The organism is Streptomyces sp. B5E4, assembly GCF_039871555.1.
In the GTDB taxonomy this organism is placed as follows: domain Bacteria; phylum Actinomycetota; class Actinomycetes; order Streptomycetales; family Streptomycetaceae; genus Streptomyces.
On the sequence record NZ_JBDPMI010000002.1, the window covers coordinates 551,473 to 571,256 of the forward strand.

Genomic DNA, 19,784 nt, shown 5'->3' on the forward strand with positions numbered 1-19,784 from the left:
GTCACGGCGCGGACGGGGACTGCGGGGAGCCGGGGGTGATCAGGCCGGTCTCGTAGGCGGCGATGACCGCCTGGGCGCGGTCGCGGAGCTGGAGCTTGGCGAGGATACGGGCCACATGCGTCTTCACCGTCGCCTCGCTGAGCCGGAACCGCGCGGCCAGCTCCGCGTTGCTGTGGCCACGCGCCAGGGACTCCAGCACCTCCAGCTCGCGCCGGGTCAGCGCGGACAGGTCGCGGTGCAGCGTCGCCGCGCGGTCGTCGCGGGCGGCGAAGCGCTCCACGAGGCGGCGGGTGATGGACGGTGCGAGGAGCGCGTCGCCGGAGCGGACGAGGCGGACGGCGGCGGCCAGATGCTCGGGGGTGACGTCCTTGAGCAGGAAGCCGCTGGCGCCCGCGGCCAGCGCCGCGTACACGTACTGGTCGAGGTCGTACGTGGTGAGGATGATGACCCGCGGCGCGCCCGGCCCCGGCGCCGGCGTCCGGCCGTCCGCGCCGAGGAGGCGGCGGGTGGCCTCCAGGCCGTCCATGCCCGGCATGCGGATGTCCATCAGCACCACCTCGGGCAGGCTGCGGCGGACGGCGGCCACCGCCTCCTCGCCGTCGGTCGCCTCGCCGACGACGTCGATGCCGTCCGCGGCGAGGATCATCCGGAAGCCGGTGCGGACGAGCGCCTGGTCGTCGGCGATCACCACCCGCGGTGGCCGGTCCGCCCCGCCGGGTCCTGCCTGCGTGCCCACGTCCCCTCCACTGCCGTCACCACGGGCGCCCGCCCGCGGTCAGCGTACCGGTGCAGTCTGACAAGACGTCCGGCGCGGCGGATCGGCCGAGAGGCGCAATCCGTCTCAACTTCCCGACTACTCCGGAAGAATGACCCGGGGGACCCGACCGGATTCCGCCCGTACGAAATCGGCCGTGTATGCCGCTCAGAGGAATACCGCGGGCGGTTCGGAGACGGCCGAGAAGGTGAAATCTACGGCCATTGCCGCCCCTTGTGGGCCGCGGAGCGCCGCTTCTACACTCGGGCCGACCCTTACCGGGGTTGCGCAGTAGTGCTCGATTCTCACACCAAGAGGAGGGCTCCCCGCATGCTGCGAAAGTTGGGTATCGGCGTTATGGCCGCTGCCGCAATCGTCACTCTGTCCTCGGCCCCCGGGGCCACCGCCGCCCCCGCTCCCGCACCGGAGCGTACGGCCGCCACCACGCTGTACTACGACGACAGCCAGGCCGGTGAATTCAAGGGCGCCGTCGCCGCGGGCGCCGAACAGTGGAATTCCACGGTGCAGAACGTCAAGCTGGCGAAGGCCCCGGCGGGCACCCGCGCCGAGATCACGGTCATCGCCGACGACGGCTGGCCGCGGGCCACCCTCGGCCCGGTCCGCCCCGGCGGGCGCGCCACGGTCTGGTTCGGCCGCCAGGCGGTCAACGAGGGATATAACACCACCCGCATCGCCGCGCACGAACTGGGCCACAGCCTGGGCCTGCCCGACCGGAAGCCCGGTCCGTGCTCGTCGCTGATGTCCGGCTCCACCGCCGGCGTGAGCTGCACCAACCCGGTCCCGAACGCGACCGAGCGGGCGCAGGTCGAAGCCAACTACGGCGGCGGCTTCACCGGCCTCGCCCCGATGGACGGACGCATCGTCGTCGACGCGCCCTGAGTATCGGACCGCACGTACGGCACCTCCCGTGGCCGGGGCCAGACCTCCCCGGCCACGGGCCACGGGCCGGCTCGTACAGGCGCATTCCCCCTCCGGAAAACGGGGAATTCATCCGAGCCCACCACAGACCGTTGGCGCCCCGAAACACCCCGTCCGCGCCCGGATGATCGTCGTGTGTGAGGGTGGCGCCATGCCGAACACGCCGACCTTCGTCCTCGTCCACGGGGCGTTCGCGAACTCCTTCTCCTTCGCGCCCCTGCAGGCGGAACTCGCTCTGCGCGGACACCGCTCCCTCGCGATCGACCTGCCGGGCCACGGATTCGCCGCCACGTTCCCCGCCGCCTATCAGGCCCCGCAGGATCTGGAGGCGCTCGCCGCGACTCCCGGCGGCATCAAGGGCGTCACGCTCGCCGAGAACGCGGCCCACCTCATCGGCGTCCTGGAGCGGGCGAAGCGGAACGGCACGACGATCGTCGTCGCCCACAGCCGCGGCGGCATCACCGCCACCGCCGCCGGCAACGCCCGCCCCGACCTGATCGACCGCCTCGTCTACGTCTCCGCCTGGTGCCCCGTCGACCTCGACGTCAACGACTACTACGGCGAGCCCGAGATGGCCGGCGTCGACGCGGCCGGCCTCGCCCGCGCCCTCGCCGGCGACCCGGCCGCGCTCGGCCTGATCCGTACCAACTTCCGCACCGCGGACCCCGAAGCGCTGGCCGCGTTCCGGCAGGCGTTCGCCGCCGACCTCACGGACGACGAGTTCCGGACCTTCCTCAACACCTTCCAGCCCGACGAGAACCTGGACGTCGGCTCGTCCGCGGACCGCGCGCAGGCGGCCACCTGGGGCCGGATCCCGCGCAGTTACGTGCGTCTTGCGGACGACGTCAGCATGCCGCCCGCCATGCAGGACCGGCTGATCCGCGAAGCCGACGCCCTCACCCCCGGCAACCCGTTCGACGTGCACACCGTGCCGGGGGGCCACCTGCGCTGGCTGGTGCACCCGGAACCGGCCGCCGACGTCCTGGCCGGACTCGCGGCGGGCTGACCGGGGGTTGAGGAACATCGGAACGACAACCGGCGCTAAGCCTCCCGAGCACCTGAGAGCGCTTTGACCTGGACTTCTTCGAGGGCGGAGCCTTCAGCAGTCGTGTTGATCACTGACTGTGTGGAGGTCCGGGGTGCCGGTCGAGTTTCTGACGGTTGCACAAGCCGCCGCGTACGCGGCGTATGACGGGACGCCGTCCCGTACGGAGTTGGAGCGGTTCTTCTTCCTGGACGACGCGGACCGGGAGCTGATCGAGGGCAAGCGGCGGTCCCACAACCGGCTGGGCTTCCGCACCGCCGACTACGGCGCCTTCCAGGAAGCGGCCCGCGGCCGGGGTCGACCTCATTCGGATCGAACGCCAGTGGGAGGACATCCTGCGCATCATCGGCTCCATCCACACCGGCGCCGTGCGCGCGTACGAGGTGATCCGGATGCTGTCGCGGGACGGGCGGCCGACCCCGCTGGGAGACGCGATCGCGCACTACGGGCGGATCGCCAAGAGCCTGCACATCCTGCGCCTGGCCGACGAGCCCGGCTACCGCCGCCAGATCAAGGCGCAGGCCAGCCTCCAGGAGGGCCGCCACTCCCTCGCCCGGAAGATCTTCCACGGCCGTTCCGGGCAGCTCTACCAGCGCTACCAGGACGGCATGGAGGACCAGATCGGCGCGCTGGGCCTGGGCCTGAACGCCGTCGTCCCCTTCAACACCCGGTACATGGACGCCGCTGTGAACCAGCTGCGCACGGACGGGTTCGACGTGCGTGACGAGGACGTCGCCCGCCTTTCCCCGTTCGTGCGGCAGCACATCAACATGCTCGGCCGGTACTCGTTCAAGCTGCCCGAGCTGCCCGGCGGGATGCGCCCGCTGCGTGACAAGGACGTCACCGACGACGAGTGACGTCATACGATGGCTCGTCGTGGTCGCCACCATCTTGACCTAGGCGTCTGCGCTGGCCAGACCCCGGAGAGGGGTACGGGAGCCGTCACACCGGCCGGAGCTGTTACGGCTTCGCGGATCCGCTCGGCGGCCCGGCGGGCCCGGTACGCCTTCTGTCGGCAGGCGGGCCGGTCGTGACGGTGTCCCGGCGGTGACCGTGGCCCAGGGTGAACCGGTCCGGCTTCTCGTCGTTGGTCAGGTTCCCGTTCCTCGGGGTGAGCGCCCGACCGCGAGCCGACCCGGTGCGTGGGCGCGGGCCGGCTCCTGGCCTCGGTGCGGCGTGACCTTGCCTGCTGGCTGATCACTTCGCCTGGGAGAGCGAGACCGCGTCGGGGCCGGCGGGGAATCGGAGCTGGCCGGTCGTGTCGTGCACGGCTCGCCACACTGTCTCGGCGACGTCGCTCTCCTTGGTGAACAGGTCCTGGCCCGTGAAGTCGCCCATGGCCTTCTTCGCCCATGGTGCGTAGGGCGCCGGGACCAGCTCGTCCAGCGAGGCGCCCTTCGTCGCGTTGGCCGCGAAGTTCGTCGTCAGGCAGGCGCCCGGCTGGACCGTCTTCGCCTGTACACCGAAGGGCGCGAGCTCGATCGCGAGGGATGCGGTGAACCCCTCGATGGCCATCTTGCTCGCCTTGTAGACGGCCGAGAGCGGCATGTGGCCCAGCACCACGCTGGAGGTCACGTTGACCACCACGCCGGAGCCGCGCTCGCGGAACTGGGGCAGCACCGCCTGGGTCGTCGCCATCACGCCGAACGTGTTGGTCTCGAAGACCTCCCGCACCCGGGCCATGGGGGTGCCCTCGAACACGCTGATCGAGGGCACGCCCGCGTTGTTGACCAGGACATCGATAGGCCCGGCTGCCTCGAACGCGGCGGTGATGCTCTCGGGCCTGGTCACGTCGAGTTCGATGACGCGGAGCCGGTCCGACTCAGGAAGGACGCCTGGACGCGGCGTCCGCATCGTGGCGATGACGTTCCACCCCTGCGAGTGGAAGTAGAGGGCGGTCTCCCGCCCGTACCCGGATGAGGTACCAGTGATCAGAACCGTCTTCATGTTGTGCCCCTTTGCGACGTGGTGGGATCCATACGGGTGGGCAGGCATTTTCCTGCTCCACGGGAGAACCGGTGACCCCATTGAATCGCTCTGACCTGCGGAGATAGTAGAACTATCCTCGCTACTCCTTGCACGATCCTCCGGTAAAGCCCACCCAGCTCAGGGCAGGAGACCTGCCTGCGCACGCACGGCCTGACGCAGGCGGGCGGCGTCCTGGCTGGGGGGCGCGCCGAACTGGCGGCGGTACTCCCGGCTGAACTGCGACGGGTTGTCGTAGCCGACGCGGTGGCCGACTCCGGTGACGTCTCCGGGGTGGGTGGCGAGCAGTAGCCGGGCCTCCTGGAGCCGGATCTGCTTCTGGAACTGGATGGGGCTCATCGCGGTCACCGCTTGGAAGTTGCGGTAGAAGGCGGAGACGCTCATGCCGGACTGCCGCGCCACGTCCTCGACCCGGAAGGGCTGCGCGTAGTGCTCGCGGATCCAGCGCACGGCCCGCGAGATGTGGCTGAGGCTGCTGTCGGCCAGGCCGAGCTGGCGAACCGTCGCACCCTGCTCGCCGGTGATCAGACGCCACAGGATCTCGCGCTTGACCAGCGGGGCCAGTACGGCCCGGTCACGGGGTTCGTCGAGCAGGCGCAACAGCCGGACCACCGCATCGAGCAGCGCGGCCGGAGCGTCACTGACGGCGATCCCCGACGGCGCGCCCCCGCTGTTCCGGTGGGCGTCTGCGGGCCCGGCCTCAAGCAGCAGCTCGGCAATGGCGGACGGTTCCAGGACGAGACCGAACCCCAGCGCCGGCTGCTCGGGGTCGGCCTGGGTGAACTGCCCTGTGACAGGCAGATCGACGGATGCGACCAGGTACTGCCCGGGACCGTACTCGAACACCCTCTCACCCAGGGCGAGGCGTTTGGCGCCCTGCGCGATGACCGCCAGGAGCGTGCCGGACATCGAAGGCGCCGGCGGATCAGGGCGGTCGACCTTCGAGATGAGGACGCCGTCGACGGCGGTGGTCCAGTCGGGCCGCGCATGGCGGGCCAGCAGGGTGCGGAGTTCTTCGAGGTACATGCGTCCATTGCAGCACCATTCCGCGCCGCGGTTCCCAAAGCCGCGAGGATCGTGCAAGTGCGAACGAGTATCGGTCTAACGTTTCCGCAGGTCAACCCGCTTGAATGGAATCACCGCACTCCATCACCGAAGAGGAAGAGAAGGAATCCATGATTGCCGACTACGGCTTCGGCGCCACCCTGACCGCCAGGCCCGGTATGGGCGACCAACTCGTCGACCTGCTGCTGACCGGACTGAACGAGGGCAGCCCCGGCGCGAGCGAACACTGCCTCGTCTACCTCGTCTCCCGCTCCGCGTCCGACCCCGACGTCGTCCACGTCGCCGAAGGCTGGACCAGCGAGGAGGACCACCACCGCGTCTTCGCCGGCAAGACCGCCCAGGCCATCGTCGCGCAGATCGACCCGCTGCTCGCCAAGGACTCCGAGTACACCGACTACGTTCCGGTCCGCGGCAAATCCGCCCTCTGACCCGCCGAACACCCCACACCCCAGCCTCTGCCGCCTCGGTGCCCACCGAGGCGGCCCCCGTCCTCGCCCGACCGTCCCGACACCACCCACGAGAGGCAACGACCATGACCACAGCACGTCCCTCCCTCGACCCCGAACTGCAGGAACTCCTGGCCGACATGCCGCTGATGTCCCAGCTCAGCCCGGAAGTGCTGGCGCAGGTACGCCCCTTCTCCTCGATGCCCGTCGAACCCCTCCTCGAAGGTCGCGCCATCGACCGGCGCGAGGTCACCGTTGCGAGTCCGGACGGCACCCCGATCCCCTTGTCCGTCTTCAGCCCCGCGAACAGCGATCGCACCGCTGCCGCACCCTGCGTCTACTGGATGCACGGCGGCGGGATGGTCATGGGCGACCGCTTCTCACAGATCGACATCCCGCTGGAGTGGCTCGACGAGTTCGGCGCCGTCGTGGTCTCCGTCGACTACCGGCTCGCGCCCGAGTCCACCGGCACCATCCCGGTCGACGACTGCTACCAGGGACTGCTCTGGATCGCCGACCACGCCGCCGAACTGGGCATCGACCCCGCCCGGATCATCGTCGCAGGCGCCAGCGCGGGCGGCGGCCTCGCCGCCGGCGTCACCCTGCTGGCCCGCGACCTCGGCACCCCGACGATCGCCGCCCAAGTCCTGATCGGCCCCATGCTCGACCACCGCAACACCACCACCTCCAGCCTCCAGTACTCGAACGGGCCCGGCGTCTGGACCCGCGAGATGAACGGATTCGGATGGCGCTGCCTCCTCGGCGACCTCACCGACGACGAGGTACCCGCATACGTCTCACCCGCCCTGGCCGACGACCTCGCGGGCCTGCCGACCACCTACATCGACACCGGCTCCGCCGAAGTCTTCCGCGACGAGGACACCGACTACGCCACCCGCATCTGGGCGGCCGGCGGCCAGGCCGAACTCCACGTCTGGGCAGGCGGCTTCCACGGATTCGACGCCCTGTACCCGCAGGCACACATCTCGGCCGCAGCCCGCCGAACCCGCACCGGCTGGCTCGCCCGGCTCCTGCCCACGAACCCCGCCGCATAGGTGAAGTCGACGAGTTCCGTTCGTACGCTTCAGCCATGGCCAAGACCTCACCGTCCGCTGTCTCCGGGCGCGAGCAGGCTGGTGACCTCGGCGATCGCCTCCGCCGAGGGGTGGAAGTAGCGCCGTACGTTCTCCGGCTTCTTGTGCCGGCACTTCGCCATCAGCATGGGCAGGCTGGCCCCGGCCTCGCCGAGGTGGGTGAGACCAGAATGGCGGTACTCGTGCCGGTCCCAGTCTGTGCCCGGCACCCCGCCGACTGCGGTGTGGGCGTCGAGCAGGGCGCGGGCCTGGCCGTACGACAGCCGGACCAGCCCGGTGTCCGGGCACATGTCATGCGGCGCAAGGACCTTGCTGGGACCCGACTTGCGGTGGGTGACGAACACCGGCCCGCGCGTGCGGCCCTTGATCAGCCGGGGCAGCAGGCGGGCGGGGCGGGCGTCCCCGTACACGGGCTTCATGACGTAGTCCTCGCGCGGGGCACCGCGGCGGCGGGTACGCGGCTTCGAGCCCTTGGCCTTCACCGGGGCCCTGCGGGCGGCAAGGCTCAACCCCCTGACCGGACGGGCCGGCCGGGGTGCGGCGCCCCGCGCTCACCAGCCGACGGCCACCACCATCCACTGCGGGTTCTGGACCGAGACGAACGACGACTGCTCGGCGACGTCGTCGTACGGGAAGCCGTACGCCAGGTTGCCGATCGCGTGCTCGTGCCAGAACCGGGCGTAGTAGTTGGCCGGCGCCTGCCGGTAGAAGCGGCTCGGGTCGCCCCACTGGTTCTGCGGCAGTTCGGCGACGTGCCGGTTGAGCGCCGCGCAGCCGGGGGCGTCGCCCGCGAGCGGTCCCGAGCAGCCGAAGATCTCCTGGGTCGTCACGTTCCTGCCGACCGACCGGGCATAGTCGCTCATGTAGGCGGCGTGCTTTCCGCCGGGCCGGAAGTCCGGCACGTTGCCGGGGGAGGGGATGCGGTACGGCGCCTGCACCTGGCTCAGCGACGCGAACTCGGGCGGCATGGCGGCGGCGAACTTCTGCCATGTGGCCTCGCGGGACTCCTGGAACGTCGCGTAGTCCTCGCCGACCTGCCGGTCCGTGCCGTCGTGGCCGTGCACCCGCATGGCGAGCTTGAGCGCGAAGGCGTCGACGCGGGTGGTGTTGCCGTGGAAGGCGTCGGGGCCGACGGTGAACTCGATGAAGTCGGAGTACTGGCTGTCGGGCGAGCCGAGGTGGAAGTACATCCGGCCGGCGGAGTTGGCGGGCATGTCCACGTACCGCTGCTGCGCGATCGAGCGGGTCTGTCCGCCGAAGGACCAGAAGACCCGGTCGTCGGGGTACTGGCCGTTGGTCCTGTTGAGGATCTGCACCGTCAGCACGTTCCCCGCGGGCGGGATGGCGCCCGTGTCGCCCCAGAAGGAGGCCGGCGGCGGGTCGCCCGCCGCCGCCGCGGGGGCCGGGCCGGGCGCGGGCGGTGCCGCGGCGTGGGCCGCCGTGCCGGTGCGGTCGGCCAACGCGAAGCAGGCGAGCAGCAGCAGGGTGACGACGGCGGTCAGCAGGCTGCGGTGGCGTCTGGGCCACGTCGGGTGCGCGGGGGACATGCGGGGCTCCTTCGCTGTGGGGGCGAACGCGGCCCGAGGCGGGAGCCTGCCCGGCGGGCCGGGCGTACAGAGAGCGCTCTCAGAGCGTCGTGAGGTGCGGGTGCGTTGTCAAGGGGCGCGGTCGTACGACCTCCGGGAGTTGAACACCCCGCGTGCCCGTCGGACCCATTGACTGCATGACATGAAGGGAGTTCACTCACCTCGCGCAAAGGTATGGACCATGCTCCACGCTCGACCCCACGACGCATCGAGGTGAGCTCCCATGTTCGTACGACGACGCAGACATCCGCTCCGCAAGGCCGTGCTCGTCGCGACGGCCCTCGCCGCCGTGCTGGCCGTCCCGCTGCCCGGCGCCGCCGGCGCGGCGCGGGCCCCCGAGCCCGGCGGGAAGGCCGAAGCCGCGCCCTACGCCGTCACCTTCGAGGACAACTTCGACGGCCCGGCGGGTTCGGCCGTCAACGGCGGCAAGTGGCTGATCGAGACCGGCGACAACGTCAACAACCACGAGCGGCAGTACTACACCGCGGGCAACGCCAACGCCGCGCTCGACGGCCAGGGCAACCTGGTCATCACCGCCCGCCGCGAGAACCCGGGCAACTACCAGTGCTGGTACGGCCGGTGCGAGTACACCTCCGCCCGGCTCAACACCTCCGGCCGCTTCACCACCACCTACGGCCACGTCGAGACCCGGATGAAGCTCCCCCGCGGGCAGGGCATGTGGCCCGCCTTCTGGATGCTCGGCAACGACATCGGCCAGGTCGGCTGGCCGGCCAGCGGCGAGATCGACGTGATGGAGAACGTCGGCTTCGAGCCGGGCACCGTCCACGGCACCCTGCACGGACCGGGTTACTCCGGCTCCGGCGGCATCGGCGGCGGGTACACGCTGCCCGGCGGGCAGCAGTTCGCCAACGGGTTCCACACCTTCGCCGTCGACTGGTCGCCCAACAGGATCACCTGGTCCGTCGACGGCAACGTCTACCAGACGCGCACGCCCGCCGACCTCGGCGGCCGGCAGTGGGTGTTCAACAAGCCGTTCTTCCTGATCCTCAACCTCGCGGTCGGCGGCTACTGGCCGGGCGACCCCGACGGCAGCACCACCTTCCCGCAGCAACTCGTCGTCGACTACGTCCGCGTCAGCACCTCCGACGGCGACGGCGGTACCTACGGTACGTTCACGGGCCCCGGCGGCAAGTGCCTCGACGTGGCCGGCGCGAACCCCGCCAACGGCACCGCGGTCCAGCTCTACGACTGCAACGGCACCTCCGCGCAGCGCTGGACCGTGGGCACCGACGGCACCATCCGCGCCCTCGGCAAGTGCCTCGACGCGGCGGCCGCCGGGACCGCGAACGGCACCCGGGTGCAGCTCTACGACTGCAACGGCACGGGCGCCCAGCGCTGGTCGTACAACTCCGCCACCCGCGACATCGTCAACCTGCCCGCGGACAAGTGCCTGGACGCGGTGGGCGGCTCGACGGCCAACGGAACGCCGACGCAGCTCTGGACCTGCACCGGCGCCGCGAACCAGAAGTGGACGCTCAACTCCTAGCGCCACAGGCCCCGCAGGGGCGCCGGGAAAGCGCTCTCACAGGTACGGACCCGAGTCTTGACACCGCTTCCCGGCGCCCCCTTAACTTCACCACGTGAAGTAGCCGGACCCCCACTCGACTTCACCGCCGCGCCCCGGCCGCCGCAGTTCGCCGTCTCGGAGCCCGTGCACACGCGTTGCCCGGAAACCGGCGGCCGACGGCCTCCGGGCGCCGGCCATGCGCACGGTCTCCTGGCGCAGATGGTTCTGCACCTTGTCGTTCGTCCCGGCGTCCAACCCCGGGGACGGGAGTGCCTTCTCCCAGTCGCGGTCGGTCAGGCCCGGATGGTGCGTGCTCGGCGCCGGCGCCGGTAGGGGTCCCCGCGGGCCCTCCCCGGCCGCCGGCGGGCCGTTCAACGCCCCGTCGCCAGGCTGCCGCCGCCCTCGATGCGGCCGGTCACCCGGGCCCGTCCGCCCTTCTCCGCCCGCTCGGCCAGCGTCGGTCCTTCGGCGGTGGCCGTCACGTCCCCGGTGGCCTCCAGGTCGCGTACGTCCCGGCTGCCGGCCGCCAGCAGGTACCAGTGGCCCGAGGGGGCACGCCAGTCGGTGGACGCGAGGACGTGCTGACCGAAGCGGCTGCACGCGGCGGAGTCCTCCCCGCCGCTCTGCGCGGCGACGACGCGGCCCGGCGTGGCCGCGGAGCGGGCGGGCGGCTGCAACTGGACGACGACCTGCCCCGGCCCCCGCCACGTACTGGCCCTGCTGCACACCCAGTCGGCCCGGCCGGCGTCCTCGGGCAGCTTCTGCTGCGCGAACACCCAGTTGTTCACGGAACGTACGCCCTCGCCGCGCCAGCCGTCGAGCCGGCAGGCCGAGCGGGCCCAGCCGGTGAGGGCGGGACCGCCGGTCGCCTCGCGCGGCTGCCGGGCCTCGGCGTCGCCGTCGGGCGGCGGGGTGTACGTCAGGTGGACGGGGGTGAGGTCGCCGAGATCGGTGACGAGGAAGGAGTGGTCCTCCACGATCCGTGCCGAGGAGCGGAGTTGCAGCGCCGGCCAGGCGTCGCAGCCCTCGGCGGGGCTCGCCGGCACCGGGTCGGTGACACCGTCGTCCGTGACGGCCAGGTCGCGCGCGGGGGCGCCCGGGCGGAGCAGGTCGCGGGAGGCGGTCTCCGCGACCCAGGGTGCGACGAGGTAGCGGACGCCGTCGCGGCCGCGGCTGACGGCCACCGCCGCCGCGGTGGTCACGTCGGCGTCGTCGACCCGCGCGACGTCGAGGGCGGGCGCCTCGTCGGCGCCGTCGGCGGACTCGGCGTAGCGCACGATGCGTTGCCCCTCGTAGAGCACGACGACCGCGGCGCCGGAGACCTCGCCCGCGTACAGCAGCCGGGGCGGCGTGGCCGGCGGTGCGGCGGACGTGCCCGGGGTCGCGGTCATCCCCGTCTCGGGTGCGGGCGCGGCCCAGGCGGACAGGGCCCGGCCCAGCAGTTCGTCGTCGCCCGTCAGCGGGCCGCGGGCGGGCCAGGCGGTGAAGTCCACGCGCGCGGTGTCCGCCCACGCCTCGGGCGGCGCCTTCGCCAGACGGCCGGGGTCGAGCAGCGCCGCCGGTACGGCGTCGGCCTCCCGGGCGCTCCCGGCGGGGCGCCCGCCCCCGCCGTCGCCGGGCACGGCGAGCGCCGCCCCGACCGCGCCGACGGCGACCGCGGTCACCAGCGCCGCCGCGACCCGCCGCCGGCGGCGTCGGCGCACCAGGTCCGTCGGCCGCAACTGCACCGCCGTGGGGTCGAACTCGCCGGAGCGCAGCAGCGCTTCCAACTCCGGCACGGCGGCGGCCACCCGCTCCGCCGCCCGCAGCGCGCCCCCCGGATCCCGCACACCCGCCCGGCGCAGCAGGTCCCGCGCGCGGGCGGAGCCCAGGCCTGCCTCCGTCAGCAGCGCGAAGGCGGCGCGCTCCGGCGCCGACAGCCGCGCCAGCGACCGTTCGAGGCCCATCTCGTCGGCGCCCCCGGCCGCCGTCGCCATCCGCAGCCCCAGCACGAGGGGCAGCCCGCCCCCCGGCCGCAGCCACCCGGGCCCGCGGCGCGCCGCGGCGGCGCGGCGCAGTGCGTACCGCAGCACCTGCACCCGCAGTTCGTCGAGGCGGATGTCGGTCTCCGGCTCGCGGGGTGCGGGCGTGCGCTGCGCCGGGACGCGCAGCAGGCGACTCGATCTCCTGGCCGGCAGGGCCCGTTGCACGGCGGCGTGGGCGGTGAGGACCCGCCGGTGCCTGCCGAGGGCCGTGGGGAGCGTGAGGTAGGCGAGCCGGGCGAGCGGCGTGTAGTGCGCCAGCGGCGGTGCCTCCGGCGCGGCTTGGGGTGCCCGGTCGCGGGGGCGGTCGCCGTCGCGGAGGCGCGTGCGGCTGCTCGTCGGCATGGTGACCATCCACGGGGTTCGTGCGGGCGGGGCTCGTACCGCCAAACGAACGACCCCCGGACGAGTCACGGAAAGATCCCGGACGCGCGGGCCTCGTGGCGCGCGCCACCGCCTCACACGGCGCCGGGGACCCGCCGGCACAGCTCGTCGATCGCCGTCGCCAGCCGGGCGAGTTCGGCGTGGTCCGCCGTACGGCCGTGCAGGTGCCCGAGGCGCGCGCCCGCCCCCTCGCGGGGGTCGCCCGGCGGCGCGGCGGCGGTGGTCAGGTCGGCGAGGTCGACGCCCGGCAGGTGGCGCAGGCCGTCGAGCCGGGCGGACAGGTCCGGCGGGCCAGCCGCGGATCCCCGCCCGGTCCCGCGCGCGGGAGGCATCAGCGTGTACTGGTACGTGACCCCCTCGAACCGCGGCGCGTCCGGCACCGGCAGTCCCAGTGCGAGCCGCATCGCCGCCGCCACCATGTCGAAGCCGGAACCGCGCCGTACGACGTCGCCGACGAGCCCGCCGAGGCGGCCGTTGACCTCGATCAGCCGGGGCCCGTCCGCGGTGAGCTTCAGCTCGGTGTGCACGATCCCGTCGCTGATCTCCAGCGCGCCGATCGCCGCCCGGGCCAGGTCCTCGGCGCCCTCGGCCAGCGGCGCGTCCAGGGTGTGCGGGACGAAGGAGCCACGCTCCCGGAACGGCTCGACCAGGGGGAACTTGCCCGTCACGCAGAGCGGTTGGCACTCCTTGCGGTGTACGGCCGTCTCCACGGAGACGTAGTCGCCCCACTGCGGCCCGGCCGCCCCGGGGTCGCCCGGGAGCAGCGCCTCGACCAGCAGGTCCGTGCCGGGTGCCGCGTCCGCGCACGCCGCGACGGCGGCGCGCGCGCCGGAGACGCTGTCGAGCCGGTGGACGAGCCGGCCGCCCGCGCCGCGACGCGGCTTCAGCACCGCGGGCAGCCCCACCGTGTCCAGCGCGGCGTCGAGGTCGGCGGCGTCGGCCACGGGCGCGAACGGCAGGTCGTCCAGGCCCGCTTCGGCGAACGTCCGGCGCTGCTGCAGCTTGTCCACGAGCCGGCCGGTGACCGCGGGGGAGTGCCAGTACGGGATGCCGAGCGCCGCCGCGATCGCCGAGGTGAGTTCCATCCGGTGCTCGCTGAACGTCAGCAGCCCGTCGGGTACGAACACGGCGACCTCCCGCGCCGCGTCCTGCGCGTCCAGCCCGGTGATGTCGCACAGGGCGAACCGCCGCGTCAGCACCGGCAGCAGCTCCCGTACGTGGCCGGAGGACCGGTCCACGACGAGGAACAGCTCGGCCCCGCAGAAGCGTGCGGCGGCCGCGACCTCCGCCGCGCCCGCGGAGCCCGCGTCGTACAGGACGCCCACGGTCCGCTCCCCGCCCACCGTGCTTGCGCCGTCGCCCGGCGCATACGGGAAGGACTGGGGCACGCGGCCGGTCCCGCCCCGCGCCGCCCGCACCTACCCGCCGTCCCCGGCGCGCCCGCCGGCACCCGCGATCAGCGTGACGGCGGTGACGAGCAGGCCGCTGCGGCACAGCCAGCGGCCGGTCATGTGCGTCAGCGACGTGCCGCCGACGGTGGGTGCGGGGACCAGGATCCGGGCGGTGAAGGTCCCCCCGGGGTCGACGTCGATACGGGCCTCGTCGAAGTCCAGCTCCCTGGCGGTCAGCGGGTACCAGACCTTGAAGACCGACTCCTTGGCGCTGAACAGCAGCCGGTCCCAGCAGACTCCGGACGCGCCGTGCATCCGGGTGCGTACCTCCTTCTGCTCCTCCGGCAGCCCGATGGCCTCCAAGAGGTCGTCCTTCAGCGGCTCGTTGGGCTCGGCGTCGATGCCGATGCCGAGCACGTCGGCCCGGCGGGCCACGGCGGCGGCGCGGTAGCCGGCGCAGTGCGTCATGGAGCCGACGATCCCGGCTGGCCACCGCGGGGCGCCACGGCGGCCGGGGAGCAGGGGGGCGGGCTCGACGCCGAGCGTGCCCAGGGCACGGCGCGCGCACTGCCGTACGGTGGCGAACTCCGCCTGCCGGTGCGGTACGGCCCGGGCGACGGCCTGCGCCTCCTCGGGGTACAGCCGCTCCGCCGGGGGCTCGGGCGGGTCGGTGAACGCCTCGGCCGCGGCCGCCGCACCGGGCAGTAACTCCTGGAGCAGCCGGGCCGGTCCGGCGGCCGGGGGGTCCTTCGGCTGCGCCGCCGGGGCCGCCGTCGTCGTCGACGGGGGCAGGACCGTGCGCAGCAACTCGCGCGGCGGGCGGCGCTTCCACTCCCGCGGGTAGCCGAGCGAGACCTCGGTGAACTTGACCCCGTCGTACCAGGTGACGCGGGGGATGTGCAGATGGCCGTAGACGACGGCGGCGGCGCGGAAGCGGCGGTGCCAGTCGGCGGTGAGCGTCGTACCGCACCACTGCGCGAACTCCGGGTAGCGCAGGACGTCGGTCGGCTGGCGCACCAGCGGCCAGTGGTTGACCAGCACCGTGCGGTGCGCCGGGTCGACGGCCGCGAGCCGCCGCTCGGTCAGGGCCACCCGCTCCCGGCACCAGGCGTCCCGGGACTCGTACGGGTCGGGGTGCAGGAAGTACTCGTCGGTGCAGACGACGCCGGCCTCGTGGGCCAGGCGCAGCGACTCCTCCTTGGTCGCCGCGCCCGGGACGCGGAAGGAGTAGTCGTAGAGCACGAACAGCGGCGCGATCGTCACCGGGCCGCCCTCGCCGTGCCAGACGGGGTACGGGTCCTCCGGGGTCACGACCCCCAGGCGGCGGCAGAGCTCGACCAGGTGCCCATAGCGCTCCTCGCCGCGCAGCGTGACCGGGTCGTCGGGATGGGTCCACAGCTCGTGGTTGCCCGGCACCCAGACGACCTTGGCGAACCGCTCGGCGAGCAGCCCGAGGGTCCACTCGATGTCCGAGACGCGCTCGCCGACGTCGCCGGCGACGATCAGCCAGTCGCCGGGCGCGGTGGGGCGCAGCCCGGCGGTGATGTCGCGGTTCTCTTGGTAGGCGACGTGCAGGTCGCTGACGGCCAGCAGTCTTGCGTGCATCAGGGCCATTCGATCATTCGGCGGCGGCGGAACGGGGAGTGTCAAGGGCGTGACGGCGGCTCCCGTGACGGCAGCCGCGCATCAGGCGTGTGCCGACAGGCTGGTGCCCGCACCTAAAATCCCGCCAAAAGGCGGCTGACCGGCCCTTTCGCAGAGGCAAAGCGACGTGTCGGCGGGGGAGTTGCGGCCGCGGCCGGAGCCGCGCCATGCTGGATCCTCAACGTCCGTTGAACAGAAGTGTTCTGTTTGCGAATGACAGGGAGCAGATCGTGACCACACCGGCCGCAGGGTCCCCCCACGGCGCAGCGCCGGCCCCGGCGCCGACGGAAGCGCCGCCGGAAGCCGGCAGCTCCGGCAACTACGGCGTGCTGTTCGGCCCGGTCGTGCTCGGGCTCTTCCTCGTCCTCGCGTTCGCCGGGCTGATGATCCCCGGGCTGCGCAACCCCGCCCCCAGCGAGATGCCGCTCGGGCTGGCCGGCCCCGGCCCGGCCGTCGCGCAGATCGAAGCGCAGCTCGACGCGGCCGCCCCCGACGCCTTCGAGGTCAAGCGGTACGCGGACGGGGCCGAGGCCCGCACCGCCCTGCGCGAGCAGGACGTGCTCGGCGCCATCGTCGTCGGTCCTTCGCCGAAGCAGCCGCCCGGTCTGCTCGTCGCGAGCGCCGCCGGCGACGCCCCGACGACGGCCGCCACCACGGCGTACGAGAAACTCACCGCACAACTCGGCACACCGCAGCAGGTGGACGACGTCGCCCCGCTGCCGGAGAACGACTCCCGCGGGGTCAGCGCCGTGCTGCTGTGCGTCGCCCTCACCATCGGCGCGCTGATCTTCCAGCTCGTACTGAGTCTGGCCGCCGCCCATGTCGGAGCCGCCAGGCGCTGGCTGTCCTGCGTCTGCTACGCGGTTGTAGCCGGCGTGGCCGGTGCCCTCTTCGCCGGGCCCGTCACCGGCACCCTGGACGGCCACTTCCTCGAACTGCTGGGCATCGCCACGCTCCTGTCGCTGACCGTCGTCGGCGTCGTCGCGGCGTGCCAGGCGCTGCTGGGCGCGCTCGGCATCGCCGTCGGTGCGCTGCTCGTCCTCCCGCTCGGCCTCGCCTCCTCCGGCGGCGTCGTCGACCCGCACTTCCAACCCGCCTTCTACGGTGCCGTCTCGGAGTACCTGCCCATGGGCAGCACGGTCTCGCTGCTGCGCCGCGTGCTGTACTTCGACGGCAACGCGGTCGGCGGACCGCTGCTCACCCTGCTGCTGTGGGCGGCCGGTGCCTGGCTCGTCACGGTGGCGGTGGAGCGGATCCGGCCCTTCCGGCCGCTGATGGTCATCGTGCCCGCGACCGCCGTGGGCCCGGCCCGTACCGACGCGCGGACGGCCTGATGGCGCGGCTCGACGAGCCCGGCGACCGGTCGGCGGACGAGCCGCCGGAAGCCGGGCAGGACCGCCGCGAGCTGATCCGGCTCGCGGCGGTCGAGCTGTTCGCGCGGCACGGTTACCGCGGCACCACCGTGCGCGCCATCGCCGAACGCGCGGGGGTGGACCCGGCGCTGGTGATGTACCACTTCGGCAGCAAGGAGAACGTCTTCTCCACGGTGATCCGGGAGGCGATGCGCGCCGAGAAGCTGCTGCCGGAGCTGCCCCGGCTGCTCGACGAGGTCGCCGACACCGACAGCGCCGACGACCCCGCCGCGGACGGCAAGTGCCCCGGCGGGCCCGGCAGCCGGCTGCTGCGCGGCTTCCTCACCCGCTGGGAGGACGCCGCCACCCGCTCCTCGCTCCTCGTGGTCTTCCGCTCCGCGATGGAGCACCCCGAGGCGTCGCAGCTCTTCCGCGAGGTCGCCGGCGGCGAACTGCTGCTGCCCATCGCCCGCCGCATCCCCGCTCCCGACCCCGAACTGCGCGCGGCGCTGGTCGCCTCGCTGCTCCTCGGGCTGGTCACCGGGCGCTACGTGGTGCCGATCGAACCGCTGGCCGGGATGGAGCTGGACACCGTCGTCGGGCTCTACGGCCCGTACGCCGACGACATGCTGCTCGGCCGGCTGGGCGGCTCCCCGCCGCCCGCCCGGCCCGACGCCTGACCCCGCGGAGAGCATCCTCGGCTCCGCGGGATCAGGACCGTGGTCGGCGGTGCGTCTCGTCAGTGGCTCGTCGGCAGCGTGCCGTTGACGAGCGCGTCCACCACGTGGCGCCGCTGGAGCTTGCCGCTCGGGGTCTTCGGCAGCGTGCCCCGCGGCACCACCTCGACCCGGTCCGGGCGCAGCCCGGTCTCGGCGGAGACCGCCTGGATGACACCCTCGCGGATCTGGGCGACGGCGTCGGCGTCCGCGTGGCTCTTCGACTCCACCACCAGAACCAGTGCCTCCGTGCTGCGCTCCTCGTCGGGGCAGCCCACGGCGGCGATGGAGTTCGCCCGCAGGCCCTCCACCGCGGCGGCGGCCGACTCGAAGGCGTACGGGTGGTAGTTGGACCCGGCGATGATGACGACGTCCTTGATGCGGCCGGTGACGTAGGTCTGCCCGCCGTCGGTGAAGCCCTGGTCGCCGGTGTTCAGCCAGCCGTCGTCGCCCAGGACCTTCGCGGTCTCCTCGGGCTGGCGGTAGTAGCCGGACATCATCGAGGCGGTACGCAGCAGGAGGGTGCCCTGCTTGCGGTCCGGCAGGTCGGCGCCCGCGTCGTCCACGACGCGCAGCTCCATCCCCGTCAGCGGGGTGCCGGAGGAGACCAGCTCCTGCGCGTCGGCGGCGCCCGGCTCGGCCTCGACGACCTCGCCGTCCGCGGCCAGCCGGTCGCGGCTGACGGTGAGCGTGGTCAGCGGCTCGCCCGGCACGCACATGGTCGCGGCCAGAGTGATCTCCGCCATGCCGTAGCAGGGCATCATCGAAAGCTCGCCGTAGCCGTACGGGGCCATGCGCTCGGCGAACAGCCGCAGCGTGTTCGCCTGGACGACCTCCGCGCCGTTGCCCGCGACCCGCCAGGCGCTCAGGTCGAGGCCCGCCAGCTTGGCGTCGGGGATGTTCGAGGCGCACATGCGGTACGCGAAGTTGGGCGCCGAGGTGAACGTGCCCCGGTAACGGTGCATCGCCCACAGCCACCGCTCGGGCCGTACCGCGAACGACAGCGGCGGCATGCTCGCCACCGGCAGCCCGTGCAGCAGCGGCGCGAGGTTCAGCCCGATCAGGCCCATGTCGTGGTGCATGGGCAGCCAGCTCACGATCAGGTCGCCGGCACGGTAGGCGTGCTCGCCGATGGCCGCGGCGTTGGCGAAGATCGACTCGTGGGTCAGGGTCACGCCCCGGCTGTCGCCCGTGGTGCCGGAGGTGAACTGCAGCAGCGCGATGTCGTCGGGCTTGGCCTGCGCGGCGGCCAGGTCGAGACCGCCCTCGAAGGGCGGCTCGACGATCGCGACGCCCGCCTCCTTGCACGGCTCCGTCACCGCGTCGAGGAACTCCGGTGCGACGACCACGGCGCGCGGCTCGGCGCGGCTGATCAGCAGCCGCAGCCGGTCGGCCCAGCGCTGCCGGCGCATCGTCGCCAGCGGCGGCTCGCTGACGAACGGGATGGCGCCCAGCAGGAAGCAGCCGTGCAGCGTGGCGTACGCGTCGGCGCTGGTGTCCATGCAGACGCCGACGCGGTCACCGCGCCGCACGCCGTGCTCCGCGAGGGTCGTCGCGGCGGCACCCGCGCGCTCGGCCAGCTCCGCCGCGGTCAGCCGTACGGGGTCTCCGGAGCCTTCGACGTACGCCAGCGGGCGGTCGGGGTCGCTGTCCGCCAGGTCGAGCAGCGCCGCGCCTATCGTGGCGGCCGGCGTCATCGCGACCGGGGCCGGATCCTTCTCCTGCTGAAATCCGGCGCGATCCCCGTGGATTTCCTCGGTCGATGCGGCAATTGTCATTCCATACCCCCGAATTGACTGCCGCGGTCGCGGCATGAAATGGGCTGGCTGAGGT

15 protein-coding genes and 3 pseudogenes are annotated in these 19,784 nt (G+C 73.0%); 8 read left to right on the top strand and 10 right to left on the bottom strand.

The genetic code is table 11. The features are described from left to right. Position 1 precedes the first annotated feature (1 nt). Complete coding sequence (locus ABGA99_RS04990) at positions 2-736, bottom strand: response regulator transcription factor (protein ID WP_347579283.1); 735 nt, start codon at positions 734-736, stop codon at positions 2-4. 375 nt (positions 737-1,111) lie between these two features. Between ABGA99_RS04990 and ABGA99_RS04995 the strand changes: the two genes are divergently transcribed. From ABGA99_RS04995 to ABGA99_RS05005, 3 genes and pseudogenes are all read left to right on the top strand, one after another. Next, positions 1,112-1,654, top strand: coding sequence for a snapalysin family zinc-dependent metalloprotease (locus ABGA99_RS04995; RefSeq protein ID WP_347579284.1), 543 nt, complete (start codon positions 1,112-1,114; stop codon positions 1,652-1,654). A gap of 190 nt (positions 1,655-1,844) precedes the next feature. Next, positions 1,845-2,699, top strand: coding sequence for an alpha/beta fold hydrolase (locus ABGA99_RS05000; RefSeq protein WP_347582203.1), 855 nt, complete (start codon positions 1,845-1,847; stop codon positions 2,697-2,699). A gap of 289 nt (positions 2,700-2,988) precedes the next feature. Then, a pseudogene (locus ABGA99_RS05005) lies at positions 2,989-3,595 on the top strand (Tn3 family transposase); the annotation flags it as partial. 340 nt (positions 3,596-3,935) lie between these two features. Here ABGA99_RS05005 and ABGA99_RS05010 read toward each other — a convergent pair. Beyond that, entirely contained in the window at positions 3,936-4,685 is a 750-nt protein-coding gene (locus tag ABGA99_RS05010; RefSeq protein ID WP_347577775.1) for an SDR family oxidoreductase, read from the bottom strand. Positions 4,686-4,844: 159 nt separating this feature from the next. Beyond that, positions 4,845-5,750: an AraC family transcriptional regulator gene (locus tag ABGA99_RS05015; RefSeq protein ID WP_347577774.1), complete on the bottom strand. Its 906-nt coding sequence runs from the start codon at positions 5,748-5,750 to the stop codon at positions 4,845-4,847. A 149-nt stretch (positions 5,751-5,899) separates the two neighbouring features. Here ABGA99_RS05015 and ABGA99_RS05020 point away from each other — a divergent pair, with 149 nt between their 5' ends. Beyond that, positions 5,900-6,217 carry an antibiotic biosynthesis monooxygenase gene (locus ABGA99_RS05020; protein ID WP_347582204.1) on the top strand — a complete coding sequence of 106 codons (318 nt, stop codon included), beginning with the start codon at positions 5,900-5,902 and terminating at the stop codon, positions 6,215-6,217. 104 nt (positions 6,218-6,321) lie between these two features. Continuing rightward, positions 6,322-7,290: an alpha/beta hydrolase gene (locus tag ABGA99_RS05025; protein ID WP_347582205.1), complete on the top strand. Its 969-nt coding sequence runs from the start codon at positions 6,322-6,324 to the stop codon at positions 7,288-7,290. Between the two features lie 47 nt (positions 7,291-7,337). Here ABGA99_RS05025 and ABGA99_RS05030 read toward each other — a convergent pair. After that, a pseudogene (locus ABGA99_RS05030) lies at positions 7,338-7,838 on the bottom strand (site-specific integrase); the annotation flags it as partial. Positions 7,839-7,880: 42 nt separating this feature from the next. Beyond that, a complete protein-coding gene (locus ABGA99_RS05035; RefSeq protein ID WP_347582206.1) occupies positions 7,881-8,876 on the bottom strand; it encodes a glycoside hydrolase family 64 protein in 996 nt (331 codons plus the stop codon). Between the two features lie 301 nt (positions 8,877-9,177). Between ABGA99_RS05035 and ABGA99_RS05040 the strand changes: the two genes are divergently transcribed. Next, positions 9,178-10,422, top strand: a complete 1,245-nt coding sequence (locus ABGA99_RS05040) for a family 16 glycosylhydrolase (RefSeq protein ID WP_347582225.1) — start codon at positions 9,178-9,180, stop codon at positions 10,420-10,422. A gap of 392 nt (positions 10,423-10,814) precedes the next feature. Here the strand turns inward: ABGA99_RS05040 and ABGA99_RS05045 are convergent, their stop codons facing one another. The 4 genes and pseudogenes from ABGA99_RS05045 to ABGA99_RS05060 form a co-directional block, all read right to left on the bottom strand. Beyond that, complete coding sequence (locus ABGA99_RS05045; RefSeq protein ID WP_347582207.1) at positions 10,815-12,809, bottom strand: hypothetical protein; 1,995 nt, start codon at positions 12,807-12,809, stop codon at positions 10,815-10,817. Positions 12,810-12,922: 113 nt separating this feature from the next. Next, complete coding sequence (locus ABGA99_RS05050) at positions 12,923-14,236, bottom strand: hypothetical protein (protein WP_347582208.1); 1,314 nt, start codon at positions 14,234-14,236, stop codon at positions 12,923-12,925. A gap of 30 nt (positions 14,237-14,266) precedes the next feature. Beyond that, complete coding sequence (locus ABGA99_RS05055; protein ID WP_347577785.1) at positions 14,267-15,046, bottom strand: 4'-phosphopantetheinyl transferase superfamily protein; 780 nt, start codon at positions 15,044-15,046, stop codon at positions 14,267-14,269. After that, positions 15,020-15,853: pseudogene (locus tag ABGA99_RS05060) on the bottom strand (metallophosphoesterase); the annotation flags it as partial. The gene ABGA99_RS05055 and the pseudogene ABGA99_RS05060, both read right to left, overlap by 27 nt. 260 nt (positions 15,854-16,113) lie before the next feature. Between ABGA99_RS05060 and ABGA99_RS05065 the strand changes: the two are divergent. Together ABGA99_RS05065 and ABGA99_RS05070 are read left to right on the top strand one after the other, a co-directional pair. After that, complete coding sequence (locus ABGA99_RS05065; RefSeq protein WP_347577768.1) at positions 16,114-17,217, top strand: hypothetical protein; 1,104 nt, start codon at positions 16,114-16,116, stop codon at positions 17,215-17,217. Beyond that, on the top strand, positions 17,217-17,915 hold the full coding sequence (locus tag ABGA99_RS05070) for a TetR family transcriptional regulator (protein ID WP_347582209.1): 699 nt from the start codon (positions 17,217-17,219) through the stop codon (positions 17,913-17,915). Before ABGA99_RS05065 ends, ABGA99_RS05070 begins: the two co-directional genes overlap by 1 nt. Before the next feature lie 59 nt (positions 17,916-17,974). On the opposite strand, the gene ABGA99_RS05075 is transcribed toward ABGA99_RS05070, so the two are convergent. After that, the gene (locus ABGA99_RS05075; protein ID WP_347582210.1) at positions 17,975-19,729 is read right to left on the bottom strand and encodes a fatty acyl-AMP ligase; all 1,755 of its coding nucleotides are present in this window, start codon (positions 19,727-19,729) and stop codon (positions 17,975-17,977) included. Positions 19,730-19,784 lie beyond the last annotated feature (55 nt).